Source organism: Rhodococcus sp. IEGM 1381, assembly GCF_030056795.1.
Lineage (GTDB): Bacteria > Actinomycetota > Actinomycetes > Mycobacteriales > Mycobacteriaceae > Rhodococcoides.
Genome location: NZ_JASHKQ010000001.1, coordinates 1693870 through 1710005, shown reverse-complemented (window position 1 = coordinate 1710005; position 16136 = coordinate 1693870). Strand labels below are relative to the sequence as shown.

The 16136-nt window shown below is 65.2% G+C and carries 15 protein-coding genes and 1 riboswitch; of the genes, 7 read left to right on the top strand and 8 right to left on the bottom strand.

Annotated features, from left to right (window positions below; translation table 11 throughout):
• Positions 1-67: 67 nt before the first annotated feature.
• From purD to QM797_RS08040, 3 genes are all read right to left on the bottom strand, one after another.
• Entirely contained in the window at positions 68-1318 is a 1251-nt protein-coding gene (gene purD / locus QM797_RS08050) for a phosphoribosylamine--glycine ligase (RefSeq protein WP_283274762.1), read from the bottom strand.
• 78 nt (positions 1319-1396) lie between these two features.
• On the bottom strand, positions 1397-3379 hold the full coding sequence (locus QM797_RS08045; RefSeq protein ID WP_283274761.1) for a glycosyltransferase family 39 protein: 1983 nt from the start codon (positions 3377-3379) through the stop codon (positions 1397-1399).
• On the bottom strand, positions 3376-4632 hold the full coding sequence (locus QM797_RS08040) for a bifunctional glycosyltransferase family 2/GtrA family protein (RefSeq protein ID WP_283274760.1): 1257 nt from the start codon (positions 4630-4632) through the stop codon (positions 3376-3378). Before QM797_RS08040 ends, QM797_RS08045 begins: the two co-directional genes overlap by 4 nt.
• A gap of 89 nt (positions 4633-4721) precedes the next feature.
• On the opposite strand from QM797_RS08040, the gene QM797_RS08035 reads away from it, so the two are divergent.
• The gene (locus QM797_RS08035; RefSeq protein ID WP_283274759.1) at positions 4722-5147 is read left to right on the top strand and encodes an HIT family protein; all 426 of its coding nucleotides are present in this window, start codon (positions 4722-4724) and stop codon (positions 5145-5147) included.
• Between the two features lie 10 nt (positions 5148-5157).
• On the opposite strand, the gene QM797_RS08030 is transcribed toward QM797_RS08035, so the two are convergent.
• The gene (locus QM797_RS08030; RefSeq protein WP_283274758.1) at positions 5158-5682 is read right to left on the bottom strand and encodes a winged helix-turn-helix transcriptional regulator; all 525 of its coding nucleotides are present in this window, start codon (positions 5680-5682) and stop codon (positions 5158-5160) included.
• Between the two features lie 74 nt (positions 5683-5756).
• Between QM797_RS08030 and QM797_RS08025 the strand changes: the two genes are divergently transcribed.
• On the top strand, positions 5757-7139 hold the full coding sequence (locus tag QM797_RS08025; RefSeq protein ID WP_283274757.1) for an MFS transporter: 1383 nt from the start codon (positions 5757-5759) through the stop codon (positions 7137-7139).
• Here QM797_RS08025 and QM797_RS08020 read toward each other — a convergent pair.
• On the bottom strand, positions 7122-7778 hold the full coding sequence (locus QM797_RS08020) for a response regulator (protein WP_283274756.1): 657 nt from the start codon (positions 7776-7778) through the stop codon (positions 7122-7124). The genes QM797_RS08025 and QM797_RS08020 overlap by 18 nt on opposite strands.
• The gene (locus QM797_RS08015; protein ID WP_283274755.1) at positions 7775-9439 is read right to left on the bottom strand and encodes a sensor histidine kinase; all 1665 of its coding nucleotides are present in this window, start codon (positions 9437-9439) and stop codon (positions 7775-7777) included. Before QM797_RS08015 ends, QM797_RS08020 begins: the two co-directional genes overlap by 4 nt.
• Before the next feature lie 169 nt (positions 9440-9608).
• On the opposite strand from QM797_RS08015, the gene QM797_RS08010 reads away from it, so the two are divergent.
• Genes QM797_RS08010 through QM797_RS08000 form a run of 3 tightly spaced genes read left to right on the top strand, consistent with a single transcriptional unit; the run spans position 9609 to position 12571 of the window.
• Positions 9609-10991, top strand: a complete 1383-nt coding sequence (locus QM797_RS08010) for a CitMHS family transporter (protein WP_283274754.1) — start codon at positions 9609-9611, stop codon at positions 10989-10991.
• Between the two features lie 34 nt (positions 10992-11025).
• Entirely contained in the window at positions 11026-11436 is a 411-nt protein-coding gene (locus QM797_RS08005; RefSeq protein WP_283274752.1) for a universal stress protein, read from the top strand.
• A 34-nt stretch (positions 11437-11470) separates the two neighbouring features.
• Positions 11471-12571 (top strand): AbrB family transcriptional regulator, encoded by a 1101-nt coding sequence (locus QM797_RS08000; protein WP_502942298.1) that lies wholly within the window; start codon positions 11471-11473, stop codon positions 12569-12571.
• Here QM797_RS08000 and QM797_RS07995 read toward each other — a convergent pair.
• Both QM797_RS07995 and QM797_RS07990 read right to left on the bottom strand, forming a co-directional pair.
• Entirely contained in the window at positions 12551-13966 is a 1416-nt protein-coding gene (locus QM797_RS07995) for a HAMP domain-containing sensor histidine kinase (RefSeq protein ID WP_502942276.1), read from the bottom strand. The genes QM797_RS08000 and QM797_RS07995 overlap by 21 nt on opposite strands.
• Positions 13963-14673, bottom strand: a complete 711-nt coding sequence (locus tag QM797_RS07990) for a response regulator transcription factor (protein WP_283274749.1) — start codon at positions 14671-14673, stop codon at positions 13963-13965. The genes QM797_RS07995 and QM797_RS07990 overlap by 4 nt, the downstream gene beginning before the upstream one ends.
• Positions 14674-14790: 117 nt before the next feature.
• Positions 14791-14853: riboswitch (guanidine-III (ykkC-III) riboswitch) on the top strand.
• A gap of 12 nt (positions 14854-14865) precedes the next feature.
• Between QM797_RS07990 and QM797_RS07985 the strand changes: the two genes are divergently transcribed.
• Positions 14866-15180, top strand: coding sequence for a DMT family transporter (locus tag QM797_RS07985; RefSeq protein ID WP_283274748.1), 315 nt, complete (start codon positions 14866-14868; stop codon positions 15178-15180).
• Between the two features lie 32 nt (positions 15181-15212).
• Positions 15213-16016 carry an SRPBCC family protein gene (locus QM797_RS07980; protein WP_283274747.1) on the top strand — a complete coding sequence of 268 codons (804 nt, stop codon included), beginning with the start codon at positions 15213-15215 and terminating at the stop codon, positions 16014-16016.
• Positions 16017-16136 lie beyond the last annotated feature (120 nt).

Below are 16136 nucleotides of genomic sequence, written 5' to 3'. Positions count from 1 at the left end.
GCACCCACAATTCGCTCCCACAATCGGGAAAAGGTGTTTCAGCACGAATAGTGGGCGCTGTGGTCACCTACAGCGACATACGGCCCTCCACTGCAGCTAGTCCGATGTCCGTGCGGAAATGACTGCCCGGCAAGCGGATTCCAGCGATTCGGGAGTAGGCGTCGTCGCGGGCGGCGGTGAGGTCGAATCCGGTTCCGACCACGCTCAACACGCGTCCGCCCGCCGACACCACCGCTCCGTCCTTGACCGCAGTGCCCGCATGCAGGACGCCTGCGCCGTCGGAGCCGAGAATCTCGTCACCGGTACGGGGGCGACCCGGGTAGTTCTCGGCAGCGATGACGACGGTGACGGCCGCGCCGTCTTTCCAGCGCAGCGGCGGCAGCGACGCGAGAGTGCCGGTTGCCGTCGCATTCAGCGCCTCACCGAGAGGTGAATCGAGCAGCGCGAGCACTGCCTGCGTCTCGGGATCACCGAAGCGACAGTTGAATTCGACGACGGCCGGTCCATCGGCCCCCATCGCCAGGCCGGCGTACAGCAGGCCGGAGAACGGCACGCCGCGCTTCACCATCTCGGCGGCAACGGGTTTCACCACATCGCGCACGATCTGCTCGACCGCGCCCTCGGGCAACCACGGCAACGGGGTGTACGCACCCATGCCGCCGGTATTGGGCCCGGTGTCTCCGTCGCCTACGCGTTTGTGGTCCTGCGCGGGCAGCAGTGGCACCACGGTCTCACCGTCGACGAGGCAGAAGAGCGAGACCTCGGGTCCGTCGAGGAACGATTCCAGCAGCACCGGGTGACCGTTCTCGAGGAGCTCGGCAGCATGATCGCGGGCTATGAGACGATCGGTGGTGACGACGACGCCTTTGCCCGCGGCCAGACCGTCGTCCTTGACCACCCAGTGCGGACCGAAGCGGTCGAGAGCTGCGTCCAGCAAAGCAGGTGAGTCCACTATTTCACTGTGCGCGGTGCGTACACCGGCTGCTGCCATCACATCCTTGGCGAACGCCTTGGATCCTTCGATGCGCGCGGCGTCGGCGGAGGGGCCGAACGCGGCGATGCCTGCCTCGCGGAGTGCGTCGGCGACCCCGAGAACCAAGGGCACCTCGGGTCCGATGACCACGAGATCGGCTTCGATTTTTTTCGCCAGCGTGGTCACCGCCTCGCCGGAGGCGACGTCGACCGCGTGCTGCTCGGCGAGCTTCGCGGTACCTGCGTTGCCGGGAGCCACGAACAGCTTCTCGACCGACGGATCGGCTTTCAACGCAAGTAGAAGGGCGTGCTCACGAGCACCGGAACCAATGACTAGTACGCGCACAGTGCATCAGACTATCTGCTCGACGCGAAAGAGCCCCGCACCTGTCACGGTGCGGGGCTCTTTCGTGATGGTTCGTTGTTACTGAGTGAGGTCGTAGAACGTCACGTTGTCCACCGTGGTCGCGGTGAAGTTGTCGGTGACCCAGGCCGAGATCGATGCCGAGGTACCCGACTCCATCCCCGGCATCCCGCCGCCGCCGATGAAGTAGTGGATCTGTCCGTCGGCGACGTACTGCTGGAACTCGGCAAGGGTCGGCGAGGGGTCGGTCCCGTTGAACCCGCCGATGGGCATGACGGGGTCTTCGGTGGCCAGTTGATAGCCGGCCGCAGTGTTGGCTCCGATGGCCGCTGCCACCCAGGTGTAGGAGCTTGCGTCCTGCTCGAGCATCGCGGTGATCGCCGCGGTCGGCTTACTGCCTTCGAGAAGACCGCCCATGCCACCGCCCATACCACCCATCTCGGCACCGCCCGGCATCTGTCCAGGAGCCCCCGCCTGACCTGCCACTCCCGCCGGCAACTGCATCCCGGCCGGCAGACCTACCTGACCTCGGCGACCCTCACCCATTCCGCCGAACCCGCGCATACCGGTGTTCGGACCGGCCGAGACGATGGACCCCGTGTGCGGTGTCCCGATCGTGTCGACTGCGTAGGCCGTCGGCCCGGCAAGTCCGGCGAACATCACCGCCAGAATCGATGCTGCCGCCACTCTGCCGCGGGTCAGTGCCGGAATCAGCAGCGCGACAACCGCGAGTACCCCGACGACGAGAATTGCCCACTTCAGCCACGGCACGAAACTCTCGCTGCGGTGCAGCAGTACCCACGCCATCGCGACGGTCGACGCCACCGCGACGACCATCGCGACGCGTACGCAGTAGATGTCGCGTCGCCGCCATAACATCACACTGCCGATGCCGACGACAGCAGCGACCGCGGGCGAGAGCGCAACGGTGTAGTACGAGTGAAAGATTCCGGCCATGAAGCTGAACGTCAGCCCAGTGACGAGCAACCAGGAACCCCAGACGATCAGCGAGGCTCGTTGCCCGTCGGTGCGAGGTGCTCTGCCGCGCAGCACCAGTCCGACAATCAGCAGAATCAGCGCAGCCGGGATGAGCCAGGCGATCTGGCCGCCCTGGGAGGCGTCGAACATTCGGAAGATGCCGGTTTCACCCCACATCGAACTACCCACCCCCGCTCCCATCCCGCCTCGCCCAGGGGTGACGCTTCCGGTCTCGTCGCCGCTGAGTCGACCGAATCCGTTGTACCCGAGCGTGAGTTCGAGGATCGAATTGTTCTGCGAACCACCGACCCACGGCCGGGACGCCGCCGGCCAGAATTCCACGATCAGAATCCACCACCCGGCCGAGACGATCATCGCGCCGAGTGCACCGAAGAGCTGCAGCACTCGGGTCACGAACTTCGGTGGCCCGGCGATCAGGTAGGTCAGCGCCAGGGGCGGCACGACGAGCATCACCTGGAGCTGCTTGGTGAGGAATCCGAATCCGACGAACATGCCGGTGATCAACAGCCACTTGGTCTTTCCGGTCTCGACGCCGCGCAGCAGCGCCCACACCGAGGCGATCATGAGCAACACGAGCAACGCATCGGGGTTGTTGAACCGAAACATCAGTGCGGCAACCGGAGTGAGCGCCAGCACCAAGCCTGCGAGCAGACCGGCCGCTCCGCCGAAGCGTCTCTTGACGGTGGCGCGGAGCAGAGCCACCGAGGCGACTCCGAGGAGCGCCTGCGGCACCAGCATCGCCCAGGAGTTGAGCCCGAAGATGCGCACCGACAACGACATCAACCACAGTGACATCGGGGGCTTGTCGACGGTGATCGAGTTGGCGGCGTCGGAGGACCCGAAGAAGAAGGCCTTCCACGACACCGAACCGGCCTGTATCGCAGCGGAATAGAACGAGTTGGCCCAACCGGAGGCACCGAGTCCCCAGATGTAGGCGACGCCGGTCCCTAGGAGCAACGCGACCAGCCCGACCCATTCCCACCGCGGGGACGTCACGGGGGCCGACGGCGCAGCCGCGGAGGGCCGCTCGATTGTCGTCGTCACAGGCCCTTCTCCGATGCTGTCGACTGTGCAACGGCAGATTCGGAGCTACCGAAGACCCACCGCAAAGCGACGAATCGGCACACGGTGGCAACGAGATTGGCGACAACGAGGACGGCGAGTTCGACGTGACGGGACACATCGGGAACCCAGGCGTGCAGCACGGCCAGCGACCCACTGGTGACCAGCAGCGCGAAGCCGAAGATCATCAATCCCTGGAGTTGATGCTTCCCGGCGCCTTCGGACCCGCGGACGCCGAAGGTGAAGGCGCGGTTGGCCGCAGTGTTGAGTACGGCGGTGATCAAGAGCCCGAAGAAGTTCGCTGCCTGTGCGCCGATCAGTGAGTGCAGCACGAGATACAGCAGTGCGTAGGCGATGGTGCTGGCGACGCCGATGATGCCGAATCGGACCATCTGGCTGATCATTCCGTGCGGCACACCGGGCACGAGCGGCTCCCGCCCCAGGCTTCGACGTAGTTCGGCGACCGGCATTACACCGGTTGCGAGGGCACGGCCGACGCGCCAGCATCCCTGCAGGTCCTTTACGGCGGTGTCGACGATGTTGACGCTGCTGTTCGGGTCGTCGACCCAGTCGACGGGCACCTCGTGAATACGCAGACCCACTTTCTCTGCGATCACGAGCAATTCGGTGTCGAAGAACCATCCGGTGTCTTCGACCAGTGGGAGCAACTGCCGAGCGACATCGGTCCGCATGGCCTTGAAGCCGCACTGCGCGTCCGAGAAACGTGCGCGCAACGAGGTGCGCAGAATGAGGTTGTAACTGCGCGAGATGAATTCACGCTTGGCACCGCGGACCACCCGAGACGATCGGTTGAGTCGTGATCCGATGGCGAGGTCCGAGTGGCCCGACATCAGGGGTGCGATCAGCGGCATCAACGCGTTCAGATCGGTGGAGAGATCGACGTCCATGTAGGCCACCACGTCGGCGTCCGATATCAACCACACTGCCTTGAGCGCGCGGCCGCGGCCCTTCTCGTCCAGATGATGAACTCCGACTCCGTCGATCTCGTCGGCGAGCCGACGGGCAACAGCGAGGGTGCCGTCGGTGCTTGCGTTGTCGGCAATCGTGATGCGCGACCGGAACGGGATTCGGTCTTCGAGATGCTCGTGCAGACGACGAATGCACTGTTCGAGGTCTGCCTCTTCGTTGTAGACCGGGATGACCACCTCGAGCGTGGCCGTGGCGTTCGAGCCGGGCCGTTGGCCTGCTGCTCGTGCGAGGGAATTCGTTGTCATGTGGACCAGAATCGAGCCCGGAGCTGGACCCACCCTGCGACGAACCTGTCAATCACCTGGGAGACAAGCGCGTAGGGCATCCTGTTCCCATGGCTTCCATTTTCAGCAAGATCATCGCCGGCGAGATTCCGGGACGGTTCGTCTGGCAGGACGTCGACGTGGTTGCGTTTCTGACGATCGCGCCGCTCACGCAGGGCCACACGTTGGTGGTTCCACGCGAGGAGATCGACCAGTGGCAGGACGTCGACGGTGCCGTGTTCGCCAAGATCACTGCCGTCGCGCAGATCATCGGTCAGGCCGTCAAGACCGCGTTCGACGCACCTCGCGCGGGTCTGTTGATCGCCGGGCTGGAGGTGCCGCACCTGCACTTGCACGTGTTCCCGGCCTACGACATGGGTAACTTCGACATCTCCGGTGCCGATCCGAATCCCTCCGCAGAGTCACAGGACGAGGCCGCGGCCAAGCTCCGAGCGGCGTTGCGCAACCTCGGCCACGAGGCTCACGTCCCGAACTGACGCACCTCGGTCAGCGCAGGGGCACCAGCAGCCGTCGACGCGTACGTAGCTGCATCGACACTTCGTCGGATCGGGTGTCGGGGTCGTACCCGGGCCCGACGTCGGTGTCGATGTCGTGAGGTCCCGGCGCGACGCCGCATTCGGGGCACATACCCAGGTGTCCGAGGTCAGTTCCGCAGGGCGCATGGAGAAATCTTCGACGCTTCCCCGCGGGTTTCGCCGTCTGCTCCTCACCCCAGTAGCTCAGGGCGAAGACGGCCGGCCAGAGTGCTTCGAGGGCGACCGTCGGGACGTAGTCGTCGTGTCCGCCTTCGAGGGCTCGGGCTTGCCGTTCGAGCAGCCCCGCGTCGACCAGCGCACCGAGGCGTTGGGCGAGAACCGCTTTGGAAATGTCGAGGTGAACCTGGAAATCGCCGAAGCGTCGGACGCCGAAGAAGCTGTCGCGCACGATGAGCATCGTCCATCGCTCGCCGACGAGTTCGAGGGCACGGGCCAGGGAGCAGTCCTGGCGGGCGTAGTCGATTCCGAGAGCCATGGGGCAATCGTACAGTCTGTTGACCGAACCAAGTTGGGCGTTTACAGTTCGATCACCAGACCAAAGGGACAACGATGACCGACAGCGCACTTTCGCCCACCAGCACCACGAACAGCACCCGAGCACTCTCCATCGCCGCCCTCGGCACCCTGCTCACCTTGATGGCGTTCACCGCTCCGCTCGCAACGATCAACAGCACCGCGGCAGATCTGATGTCCGACGCCGCGGGGCGCACCTGGATTCTCAGCTCGATGAGCATCGGTCTTGCCGCCGCACTGCTCACCACCGGGACCATCGCCGACGACTTCGGCCGTCGCCGCACCTTCGCACTCGGGGCCGCGGTATTGGCAGTCGGGACGCTGATCAGTGCCGTGTCTTCGAATACGCTGATCTTCGTACTGGCCCGCATCCTTCAAGGCCTCGGCGGTGCCGCGGTCATCGCATCGAGCCTGGGCATCATCGCCCACACTCACCCCGCCGGCCCTGTGCGCGCCAAGGCGAGCGGAGTCTGGGGCGCGAGCGTCGGTGCCGGCATTGCTCTCGGCCCCCTGCTGGCCGCCGTACTCGATCGCTGGGCGAGCTGGCGCGAGGCCTATGTGGTTCTCGCCGTCGCCACGGTCGTACTGGCCGTCGCCGCGCACCTACTCGTCGAAGAATCCAGATCCGACGCCCCGCGCGGGCTCGATCCGGTCGGCGCGCTGCTGTTGGCAACGGGCATCGCGGCGTTGCTGGCCGCGTTGGTCGAGGGCAGGCAGGGCTGGACCACTGTCACGCCCATCGTTCTCTTCACCCTCGCCGCACTTTTACTGGCCGCCTTCACGATCCTCGAATTGCGCAGTGCAACAGCGATGCTGGATCTGACGCTCTTCAGGCATCCACCCTTTCTCGCAGCGACGGTCGCGGCACTGGCCACCGGCGGCGGGATCATCGCACTGATGTCGTACATGCCCGGATTTGTCGGCACCGCACTGGGAATCGATGCTCTCGGGGCAGCCCTGCTGCTGTTCGGGTGGTCCGGTACGTCGGTCGTCACCGCTCTGTTGGCCCGCAGGATCCCTGCGTCGGTGAGCGGTCGGACGCAACTCGCCGTCGGTCTGGTGGGTGTCGCGATAGGAATGGTGATGGTGTCGGGGTTGTCCGACAACGCATCCTGGCCCCGATTGCTGCCCGGACTGCTCGTAGCGGGTATTGCCAGCGGGATACTCAATGCCGCTCTCGGTCGCGAGGCGGTGGCAAGCGTTCCCGCCGGCCGCGGCGGAATGGGCAGCGGAGCCAACAACACCGCGCGCTACGTCGGATCCGCAGTCGGAGTCACCGTGGTTGCGGTGGTGGCTGTTCCGGCAAGCAATCACAGCGCAGGGGCATTGACTACGGGCTGGAACACAGCAGCCTTGGTGACTGCCGCGATATCGGTTCTCGGGGCCGTGGTGGTGGCATTCTCACGCACCCGGCGCTGACGAGTACTCCTGCTCGGGCCTCCCGGTCGACCCGTAGCGCAGCTGCATCCGCAACCGTCCTTTGGAGACCAGGGTGGCCAGATAGCGTTGCGCGGTCGCTCGCGAAATCCCGATTGCAGCCGCAACTTCTCCGGCCGACATCGGCTCCGCCGTACCGCGCACCGCGTCGAGCACCAGATCACGGGTGACCGATTGAGACGTCGGCAACGGTGCCGCAGCACGCGGGCGCAGGGCGTCGAGTCCTCCGTCGATGTCCGCCTGAGTCAGTTCTTCCGAACGATCCAGCGCCCCGCGGTAGTTCAGGTATCCGGTGAGCCGGTCGACCAGCGCCGAGCGTGGGAACGGTTTGATCAGATACGTCCACGCGCCCGCGGTCAACGCTGAGCGGACCGTCTGTTGATCGGCCGCGGCCGACAGCACCACCGCGTCGCACGGGAGTTCGCGGACGAGGTCGATACCGGACCCGTCGGGCAGATAGACGTCCACCAGAGCAAGATCGAACGACTGGGTCGTCAGCATTTCTCGCGCCTGGGCGATACTGGTCGCCACCGCGGCCACCTCGTAGTTGTCGAGCGAATTCACCAGTGCCGCATGCAGATCTGCGACCCTGAAGTCGTCGTCGACGACGAGAACTCTCATTGCGTCACTTCCTGAATCAGTAGTGCGTCGGCAATCGTGGCGATGAACACCGCGCCCCCACGGTCGTTGTCTGCCGTGATCTGCCCACCGACATCGGCCAACGTCACATCGCCGCCACGGGTACGCGCGATCTGTCGACTCAGCGCCAGTCCCACACCTCGACCACCGGGCGTATCCGCTGTCGACTTGGTCGAGACGCCCTCGGCGAACACCTGCTCGGGTGTCAACGCGACACCGTCACCTGAATCGACGACCACGATATGCAGCGTCGAATCTTCTTGCACCAGTTCCACTTCCACCTCGGCAGGTCGACGTGCCCCGAGCCGGGCCGCATCGATCGCATTGTCGATCAGATTGCCCAGCACGGTGGTGACATCCACCGGTCCGACCAGTTCGCCGCCAACCCAGGTGTTCTCCCCCAGCACCAGGCGCACACCACTCTCGCGGCCATGCGCGGCCTTGGCGGTGAGAAAGGAACGCAGATAGGCGTCGGACACGGCATCTATCCCCTCGACTGCTTCCGATCTCGGTCCCACACCCAGAATTTCGTCGATGTACTGCGACGCGCGGTCCGGGTGGCCTTCGTGCAGCAGTCCACTGACCAGATGCATCCGGTTCGCGAACTCGTGCCGTTGCGCGCGCAGCACGGCAGACATCGACTGCACCGCGTCGAGCTGACGCGTCAGCGTCTCCACATCGGTTCGGTCACGCACGGTCAGCACCGTACCGAGATCTCGATTGTCGCGCAGCACCTTTCGGGCGGCTGCGATCACCACAACCTCGTTCACGGCCGCCAGTACCGGTTCCGTCGTCGGCGATTCGATGACCTCGAGCAATCTGGGCGTCAGGCCGATGTCCTCGACACGCATCCCGGGCTTACCGTCGATCGACAGCAAGGTGCGCGCCTCGTCGTTGACAACCGTGACGACGCCGTCGGGGTCGATGGCCACCACGCCTTCACCGATGCCGTGCAGCACCGCCTCCTGCTCGCGTACGAGCTCGGCCAGTTCTTCGGGTTCGAGCCCGAGGGTCAGCCGCTTCCATCTGCGCGCCAACAGGATCGAGCCGAGTACACCCAACAACAGCACTGCTCCGGTCACCAGAGCGCCGTTGATCAGATCTTTCACCAGTTCGGTGCGCACGGCCGTCGTGGAGATGCCGACACTCACTTCGCCGATCACCACGTCACTCGAACCGAGCGCCAGTACAGGAACTTTGGCGCGAACGGAGTCGCCCAGCGTGCCGCGCTCCTGCTCGACCACCTCGTTGCCCGCCAACGCACCCGACGGATCGGTGCTCACCCGTTGTCCCAGGACGGTCGGATCGGGGTGCGCCAGGCGCAGGCCCCGATCGTCGGTGATCACGACGAACAGGGCATCGGTACGTTCCCGCGCACTTTCGCCTGCCCGTTGCAGCGCACCGCCGGCCAGTACCCCGGCCGGCGCAGCGTCGGTACCTGCGGTGTCCGCGGCCGAGAACTGCTCGACCAGTGAACGCACCTGCGGATCCGAGGCCACCGTCCGCGCGACCGCGAGTGCCCGCTCGCCGTACTCCTCACTCGCCTGTTCACCGCTGCTGATCGCGAACACCCCGAAGGCCACTGCCAGCGCCACCGCAACCAACGCAGCCTGCAGCAACAGCACTTGAGTCCTCAATCGCACGTGCCAAGGCTAGAGCGCGAGCTGCTCGAGCACAATGCGCAAAAGGCTCTTTACGTTGCTTGCGCGGGTAGTGCGCACAACGGCGAACATGTGATGCCGGTTACGTAACTTCAGTCACAACACGTAGTCCAACCGGACCCACCTCACACATTTCGAGAAGGAGTGCACGATGTTGGTGATACTCGGCTTCCTCATGGTAGCCGCCTTCATGTTCTTGATCCTGACCAAGAGAGCCACGCCCGTCGTCGCGCTCACCCTCGTTCCCGTCATCTTCGGCCTGCTGGCCGGTGCCGGACTCGGCATCGGTGACATGATCACCGACGGCATCAAGTCCTTGGCCCCCACCGCGGCCCTGCTGTTCTTCGCCATCATCTTCTTCGGAATCATGATCGACGTCGGACTGTTCGATCCGCTCGTTCGCGGCATCCTGCGACTGGTGCGCAACGACCCGATGAAACTGGTTGTGGGAACGGCAATTCTGGCCATGGTCGTCTCGCTCGACGGTGACGGCTCGACGACATTCATCATCGTCACGTCCGCGCTCCTACCGCTGTACCTCAAACTCGGTGTCAGCCCGGTGATTCTCACTGTCGTCGCCGGCCTCGCCAACGGCACGATGAACATCATCCCGTGGGGTGGCCCGACGGTTCGCGCCGCATCCGCTCTCGGAATCTCACCCTCCGACGTCTTCGTTCCGATGGTTCCGTCGATGATCGTCGGCCTGATCATCGTGCTGCTGTTCGCCGTGCACCTGGGCATCATGGAGCGTCGCCGCATCGGCAAGCTCATCTACGAGCCCGAACTGGTCGCCTCCGGCGGCGGAAGTCTTCGCAAGGGCGGCAAGGGCGGCGGCGGAGCCGGAACCGGTGGATCCGACGACTCAGGCGAATCGGGTCAGTTCTTCGACGGCCTCGATCCCAACCGCGACACCCTGCGCCCGAAGCTGCTGTGGTTCAACGCTGCTCTGACAGTCATCCTGCTCGTCATCCTCGTCATGGACATCCTGCCGATTCCGGTTCTGTTCATGATCGCTGCCTCCATCGCCCTGACGGTCAACTTCCCCAAGGTCAAGGAGCAGGGCGACGCGATCGCACGGCACTCGTCCTCCATCGTCTCCGTGGTCGCCATGGTGCTCGCCGCGGCAATCCTCACCGGCGTCTTCCAGGGCACCGGCATGGTCGAGGCCATGGCCGAATGGCTGCTCAACGTCATCCCGTCCGGTATGGGCCCGTACCTGGCCGTCATCACCGGAATCCTGAGCATCCCGCTGACGTTCTTCATGACCAACGACGCCTTCTACTTCGGCATCCTGCCGGTGCTGACCGAGACCGCGAGCAAGTACGGCATCGACCCGGTCGAGATGGCACGTGCCTCGATCACCGGCCAGCCCGTCCACCTGCAGAGTCCGCTGGTTCCGGCCATCCTGCTGCTGGTCACCCTCGCCGGAGTGTCGCTGGCCGATCACCACAAGAAGGTGTTGTGGCGAGCGGTGGTCGTCTCCCTCTCCATGCTGGCCGTCGGCGTCGTTCTCGGCCAGATCCCCTTCGGCTGATCCCCCACCCCACCTTCCTGAAGGAGAAACCGTCATGACTGTTGGCGTACTGCACAACAATTCACCCGAGGGCCGCGCAGCGCTCGCGGCCGCAGTGCGAGAAGCACGCATCCGAGAGACGGACCTCGTCGTCCTGCATGCCCTGTCGGGATCGGCCGAGCCGTCCGCCGAGGCAGCCGAAACTGCTGCGGTCTCCACCGCAGTGGACACGGCCCTCACCGACATCGACAACGCCGACTCCGTCTCCTGGACCGTGGCAGTGGGCAGGCCCGATCCCGACGCCGTCAACACCCTGCTGACACTGGTGGAGGAGCAGAAGTCCGAGATCCTGGTGGTCGGCTCACGCCACCGCTCCGCAGTCGGAAAGTTCTTGATGGGGCAAACCATTCAGCGTCTGCTGCTCGAGATCCCGGTCCCGGTTCTGCTCGTCAAGTCCGGAGCGTGAGTGCTCCGCACCGTGTGACCCAGGTACTCGCGTGTTGAAAGTACTGGGGCACAGCCTCCGATGGATCGGCCTCGCGGCCGTATCCGTTGGGGGCTGGGCCCTTTTCGAAGCCCTGGGCCTGACGGCACCCTCACTGTTCGCCGCTCTCGTTGTTGCCGTCGTCTTCGCACTGACCGGCCTGGGCCCTGCTGCGGTGCCGCGGCCCGCGTCGATGGCCGCGCAGGGCACGCTGGCGGTGACCATCGGCCTGATGCTCGATACCGACACCCTCGAGGCGTTGGGCGAGAACTGGATTCCCGCCGTTCTCGTCGGCACGGGAACGCTCGTCGTCAGCGCCGGTTGCGGCGCACTGCTCGCACTGCATCGCGACGTCGACCCGGTGACCGGGGCACTGTCCCTGATTGCCGGTGGCGCAACGGGTCTGGTGTCCATTGCTCGCGAACTCGGCGGTGACGAGCGGATCGTCGCCGTGGTCCAGTACCTCCGCGTCGCACTCGTGGTCGTCACGATGCCTCTGATCGTCACGTTCGCGTTCCACACCGACACCGGTGGCGGGGCCGGCACCCAGGACCAGTCGACGACGCCCTGGTACTTAGGCACGGCATTTCTGATCGCTGCCGTCATCGCCGGAATCGTGCTCGCTCGGCTGATCCGACTGCCCGCGCCCGCCACACTGGGACCACTGATCGTCGCCGGTGCCTGCGAACTGATCGGGTGGCCCGTCGACATCTCGGTACCCACCGTGCTGCTGCCGGTGGCGTTCATCGTTATCGGATGGCAAGCGGGCCTTGCCTTCACCGTCGCGAGCCTGCGCGCCATCGGACGGATCTTTCCGTGGGCTGCGCTGCTGGTCGTCTCGATCGGGGTTGTCTGCGCACTGTTCGGCTGGGCACTGTCTGCGATCACCGGAGTCAGCATGCTCACCGGTTACCTCGCGACCACACCCGGCGGCTTGGCCGCCGTACTGGCCGTGTCTGCGACAACAGGATCGGACGTCACCTTCGTCGCGTGCGTTCAGGTGATCCGTCTGGTGTCGATGCTCGTGGCTGCGCCACTCGCCGCAGCCGCGTACACGAAGCTGGCCGAACGCAAGAAAGCCAGGGCGGCACGCGAATCAACCGTCGGCGCGGGGTAATTCGACTCGGAAGGTTGCGCCCTGCCCCGGGGCGCTCTGCACACGCACCGTGCCGTTGTGCGCCGCTACCAGGGCCGCCACGATCGACAGACCGAGCCCGCTGCCGCCGCTCTCGCGCGTGCGCGAGGAGTCTGCTCGATAGAAGCGCTCGAAGACGTGCGCCGCCTCTTCTTCGCCCAGACCGGGCCCGGTGTCCTGGACTTCGAGCAACACCGACGACTGGGTCGTTCCGACGCAGACGGTGGTCGACGCGGATTCGGGTGTGTGCCGTACCGCGTTTCCGACGAGATTCGCGAGCACCTGACGCAGCCGCGCGTCGTCGCCGCTGACTTCGGGTATTCCCGGCCCTGCCAGCACTTTCAGCGAGATGTCCCGCGCGGGCGAGACCGCTTTGGCGTCGTGCACGGCATCGGCGGCGATGGTCAGCAGATCGACGCGCCGCATGTCCAGAGGCCGTTGCGCGTCGAGTCGCGCGAGCATCAACAGGTCTTCGACGAGCAGGCCCATTCGCGCCGACTCGCCCTCGATTCGATTCATCAGCAACGAGATGTCGCTCATCGCGCCCTGCCGGTACAGCTCGGCGAACCCGCGGATGGTCGTCAACGGTGTGCGTAATTCGTGGCTGGCGTCGGCGACGAAGCGGCGCATCCGATTCTCGGATGCACGAGCGGCCTCCTCCGAGGCCGCCGTTGCCGCGAACGCGCGCTGAATCTGCGAGAGCATCCCGTTCAGGGCCGCCGACAATCGGCCCACCTCGGTCTTCTCACTCCATTCGGGGACCCGACGGTGCAGGTCGCCGGCTGCGATGGCCGCGGCCGTCGTCTCCACCTCACGCAGCGGGCGAAGACTGCGCCGCACCACGAAGTAGGCGATCACGGCGAGGGCCAGCAACACGGCCGCACCGATGTAGAACTGGAGCACTACGAGCCTGCTGACAGTCTGTTGATTGGGACCCAGCGGCACGCCCACAGTGGTGGACCCGTCGCTGTTGGTCACCGTCATCACGCGCCACTCCTTGTCCGGGTCAGCCTCGGAGCCGACCGTCGTCGGGACAGAGGACGGTTCGCCCGACAGATCCGGAACGTCATCTGCCACATCATTGATCGGTCCGCGGACGGTGCCGTCGTCGGCCACCGAACGCACGTAGAAGTTGGACGGCGGACGGCCAGGATTCGGCTCGCCGACGGGCGGGAACGGGCGGTCGCCGCCCGGCTTGGCCCAGCCCTGGGATGCCTCGATCAGTTGGCTGTCCAGGCGGCGCATCAACGACGTCTCGAGCGACGACGTCACCGCCACCCCCGACGCCAGCAAACCCAGCCCTACCAGCAGCAGCAACGCTGCGACCAACGTGAATCGCAGCGGCAGATTTCGAAGCCGAGCTCGAACGCCCGTCACCGTGGCTGGCGCATGACGTAGCCGACTCCCCGCAGTGTGTGGATCAAGCGGGTGTCTCCGGTGTCGACCTTGCGGCGAAGGTACGACACGTACGATTCCACCACTCCCACTTCACCACCGAAGTCGTAGTGCCACACGTGATCGAGAATCCGCGGCTTGCTCAGCACCGTTCCCGCGTTCACCATGAAGTACCGCAGCAGCGTGAACTCGGTGGGCGAGAGAGATATCGGCTCACCTGCCTTCCACACCTCATGGGTGTCGTCGTCGAGTTCGATGTCCGCGAACGCAACTCGGGACGGCTGTGCGTCCTCGCTCTTGCCCGAACGGCGCAGGATCACCCGGAGTCGGGCCACCACCTCCTCGAGTGAGAACGGCTTGGTGACGTAGTCGTCCGCGCCGAGGGTCAGCCCGGTCACCTTGTCTTCCACCGAGTCGCGCGCGGTCAGGAACAGGGCAGGCGCATCGATCCCGTCGGCCCGCAGCCGGCGTAACAGACCGAAGCCGTCCATGCCGGGCATCATCACGTCGAGAATGAGAGCCTCGGGCCTGAAGTTGCGGGCCCTGTCCAATGCCTCGGGACCGGACGACGCCGTCGCCACCTCGAATCCCTGGTATCTGAGGCTGACCGACAGCAGTTCGACGATGGTCGGTTCGTCGTCGACGATCAGGACTCGGGCCTCGGGTGTCTCGCTCACGGTGTCGATCATTGCGCGAGATGCTGCTCGTTCGCTGGACTCTCGCTGGGAGGTTGCTGTGAGCGGAAATGTGTGTCCGCTGACATTTCCGAAAGCCACGTCCCGCATCCGCCAAGATTGGTACGATCGTACAAGTCACTTCCGACAATCGGACGAGCGCACCGTACCCGAACAGCGACAAGACGGTGCAAGGAGTGATTTCCCATGGCTTGGCTCATTCTCGTCGTCTCCGGTGTTCTCGAAGCGATCTGGGCAACCGCGCTCGGGAAGTCCGAGGGCTTCACCAAACTCGGACCATCCGTCGTCTTCGGGGTCGCAGTGGTGCTCAGCATGATCGGTCTCGCAATAGCGATGCGCTCGTTGCCCACCGGAACCGCCTACGCCGTCTGGGTGGGAATCGGTGCCACCCTCACCGTCGCGTACGCCATGATCACCGGTGCCGAAGCTGCCTCGCTGCTCAAGGTTGCGCTTCTGGTCGGCATCGTCGGCTGCGTCGTAGGACTGAAGGTTCTTCACTGATTTTCGGAGCTACGAGCAGTTACAGTAAATCCATGAACTGGGTGTCAGCGATCACACTGCCCGCGCGCGCCGGAATTGCCATTGCCGAACAGGCGATCGGCGTCGCGGAGGTCGCGCTGGCAACCACCCGAATGGCGCTGGCCACAGGTGCGTCCGGCACCGCAGGAGTGGCCTCACTCGCCAATCCGCGCGGCGGCACGATGCAACTGCTCGCCCAGCTCGGTCAGCTCACCTCCGACGACCGTGCCCTGGGCAACGCGCTCAAAGAGGGCGGGCCGCTCGATCGCTTGCTCGCCCAGGGCGGCGTCGTCGATCGCCTCACGTCCGAGGACGGCACTCTCGAGCGGTTGCTGTCCCCGGGCGGCCCGGTCGAACGAATCCTCGCACCCGGTGGGCCCCTCGATCGACTGCTTGCCGAAGACGGACCACTCGAACGTCTCTTGGCCGAGGGTGGCTTGCTCGATCGCATCACCGCCACCAACGGTCCGCTCGAACGACTGACGGCCAAGGACGGTCCGCTCGAGGTGCTGACGCGTCAGGACGGCCTCATCGAGAGGGCCATCGCCGAGAACGGCATCCTCGAGACGATGCTGGCCGAGGACGGGGCCGTCGAGCGCCTGACCGCCAAAGACGGGCCACTGGACCAGCTGGTGAAGCTCTCCGAGACGCTGACGTCCGTGGCTCCCAACATCGAACGCATGAGCATCTCGATCGACATCCTGAAGGATTCCGTCGAGATTCTCTCGGCGGCGGTGCACCCGCTCGGCGAGCTCGTCGGCCGGTTGCCCGGTCGCTGGCTCAAGAGCGGTAAGCAGTCGGTCCACGAACTGCACTGACCTGTCCGACGGGTACTCCCGGCCAGCTTTCGCGGCACCGGATGTTAGCGCTCACACTCGTGACGTGTGTGTAAAAAAGAAATCTTTGACAATGCGGATGTTATCGCTCACACTTTCGTT

Coding starts and splice junctions, on each gene's coding strand:
- QM797_RS08025 (WP_283274757.1), top strand. CDS start 5,757: ATGACCGACAGCGCACTTTCGCCCACCAGCACCACGAACAGCACCCGA.
- QM797_RS08020 (WP_283274756.1), bottom strand. CDS start 7,778: ATGAGAGTTCTCGTCGTCGACGACGACTTCAGGGTCGCAGATCTGCAT.
- QM797_RS07990 (WP_283274749.1), bottom strand. CDS start 14,673: ATGATCGACACCGTGAGCGAGACACCCGAGGCCCGAGTCCTGATCGTC.
- QM797_RS08035 (WP_283274759.1), top strand. CDS start 4,722: ATGGCTTCCATTTTCAGCAAGATCATCGCCGGCGAGATTCCGGGACGG.
- QM797_RS07980 (WP_283274747.1), top strand. CDS start 15,213: ATGAACTGGGTGTCAGCGATCACACTGCCCGCGCGCGCCGGAATTGCC.
- QM797_RS07985 (WP_283274748.1), top strand. CDS start 14,866: ATGGCTTGGCTCATTCTCGTCGTCTCCGGTGTTCTCGAAGCGATCTGG.
- QM797_RS08030 (WP_283274758.1), bottom strand. CDS start 5,682: ATGGCTCTCGGAATCGACTACGCCCGCCAGGACTGCTCCCTGGCCCGT.
- QM797_RS08005 (WP_283274752.1), top strand. CDS start 11,026: ATGACTGTTGGCGTACTGCACAACAATTCACCCGAGGGCCGCGCAGCG.
- QM797_RS08010 (WP_283274754.1), top strand. CDS start 9,609: ATGTTGGTGATACTCGGCTTCCTCATGGTAGCCGCCTTCATGTTCTTG.
- QM797_RS08040 (WP_283274760.1), bottom strand. CDS start 4,632: ATGACAACGAATTCCCTCGCACGAGCAGCAGGCCAACGGCCCGGCTCG.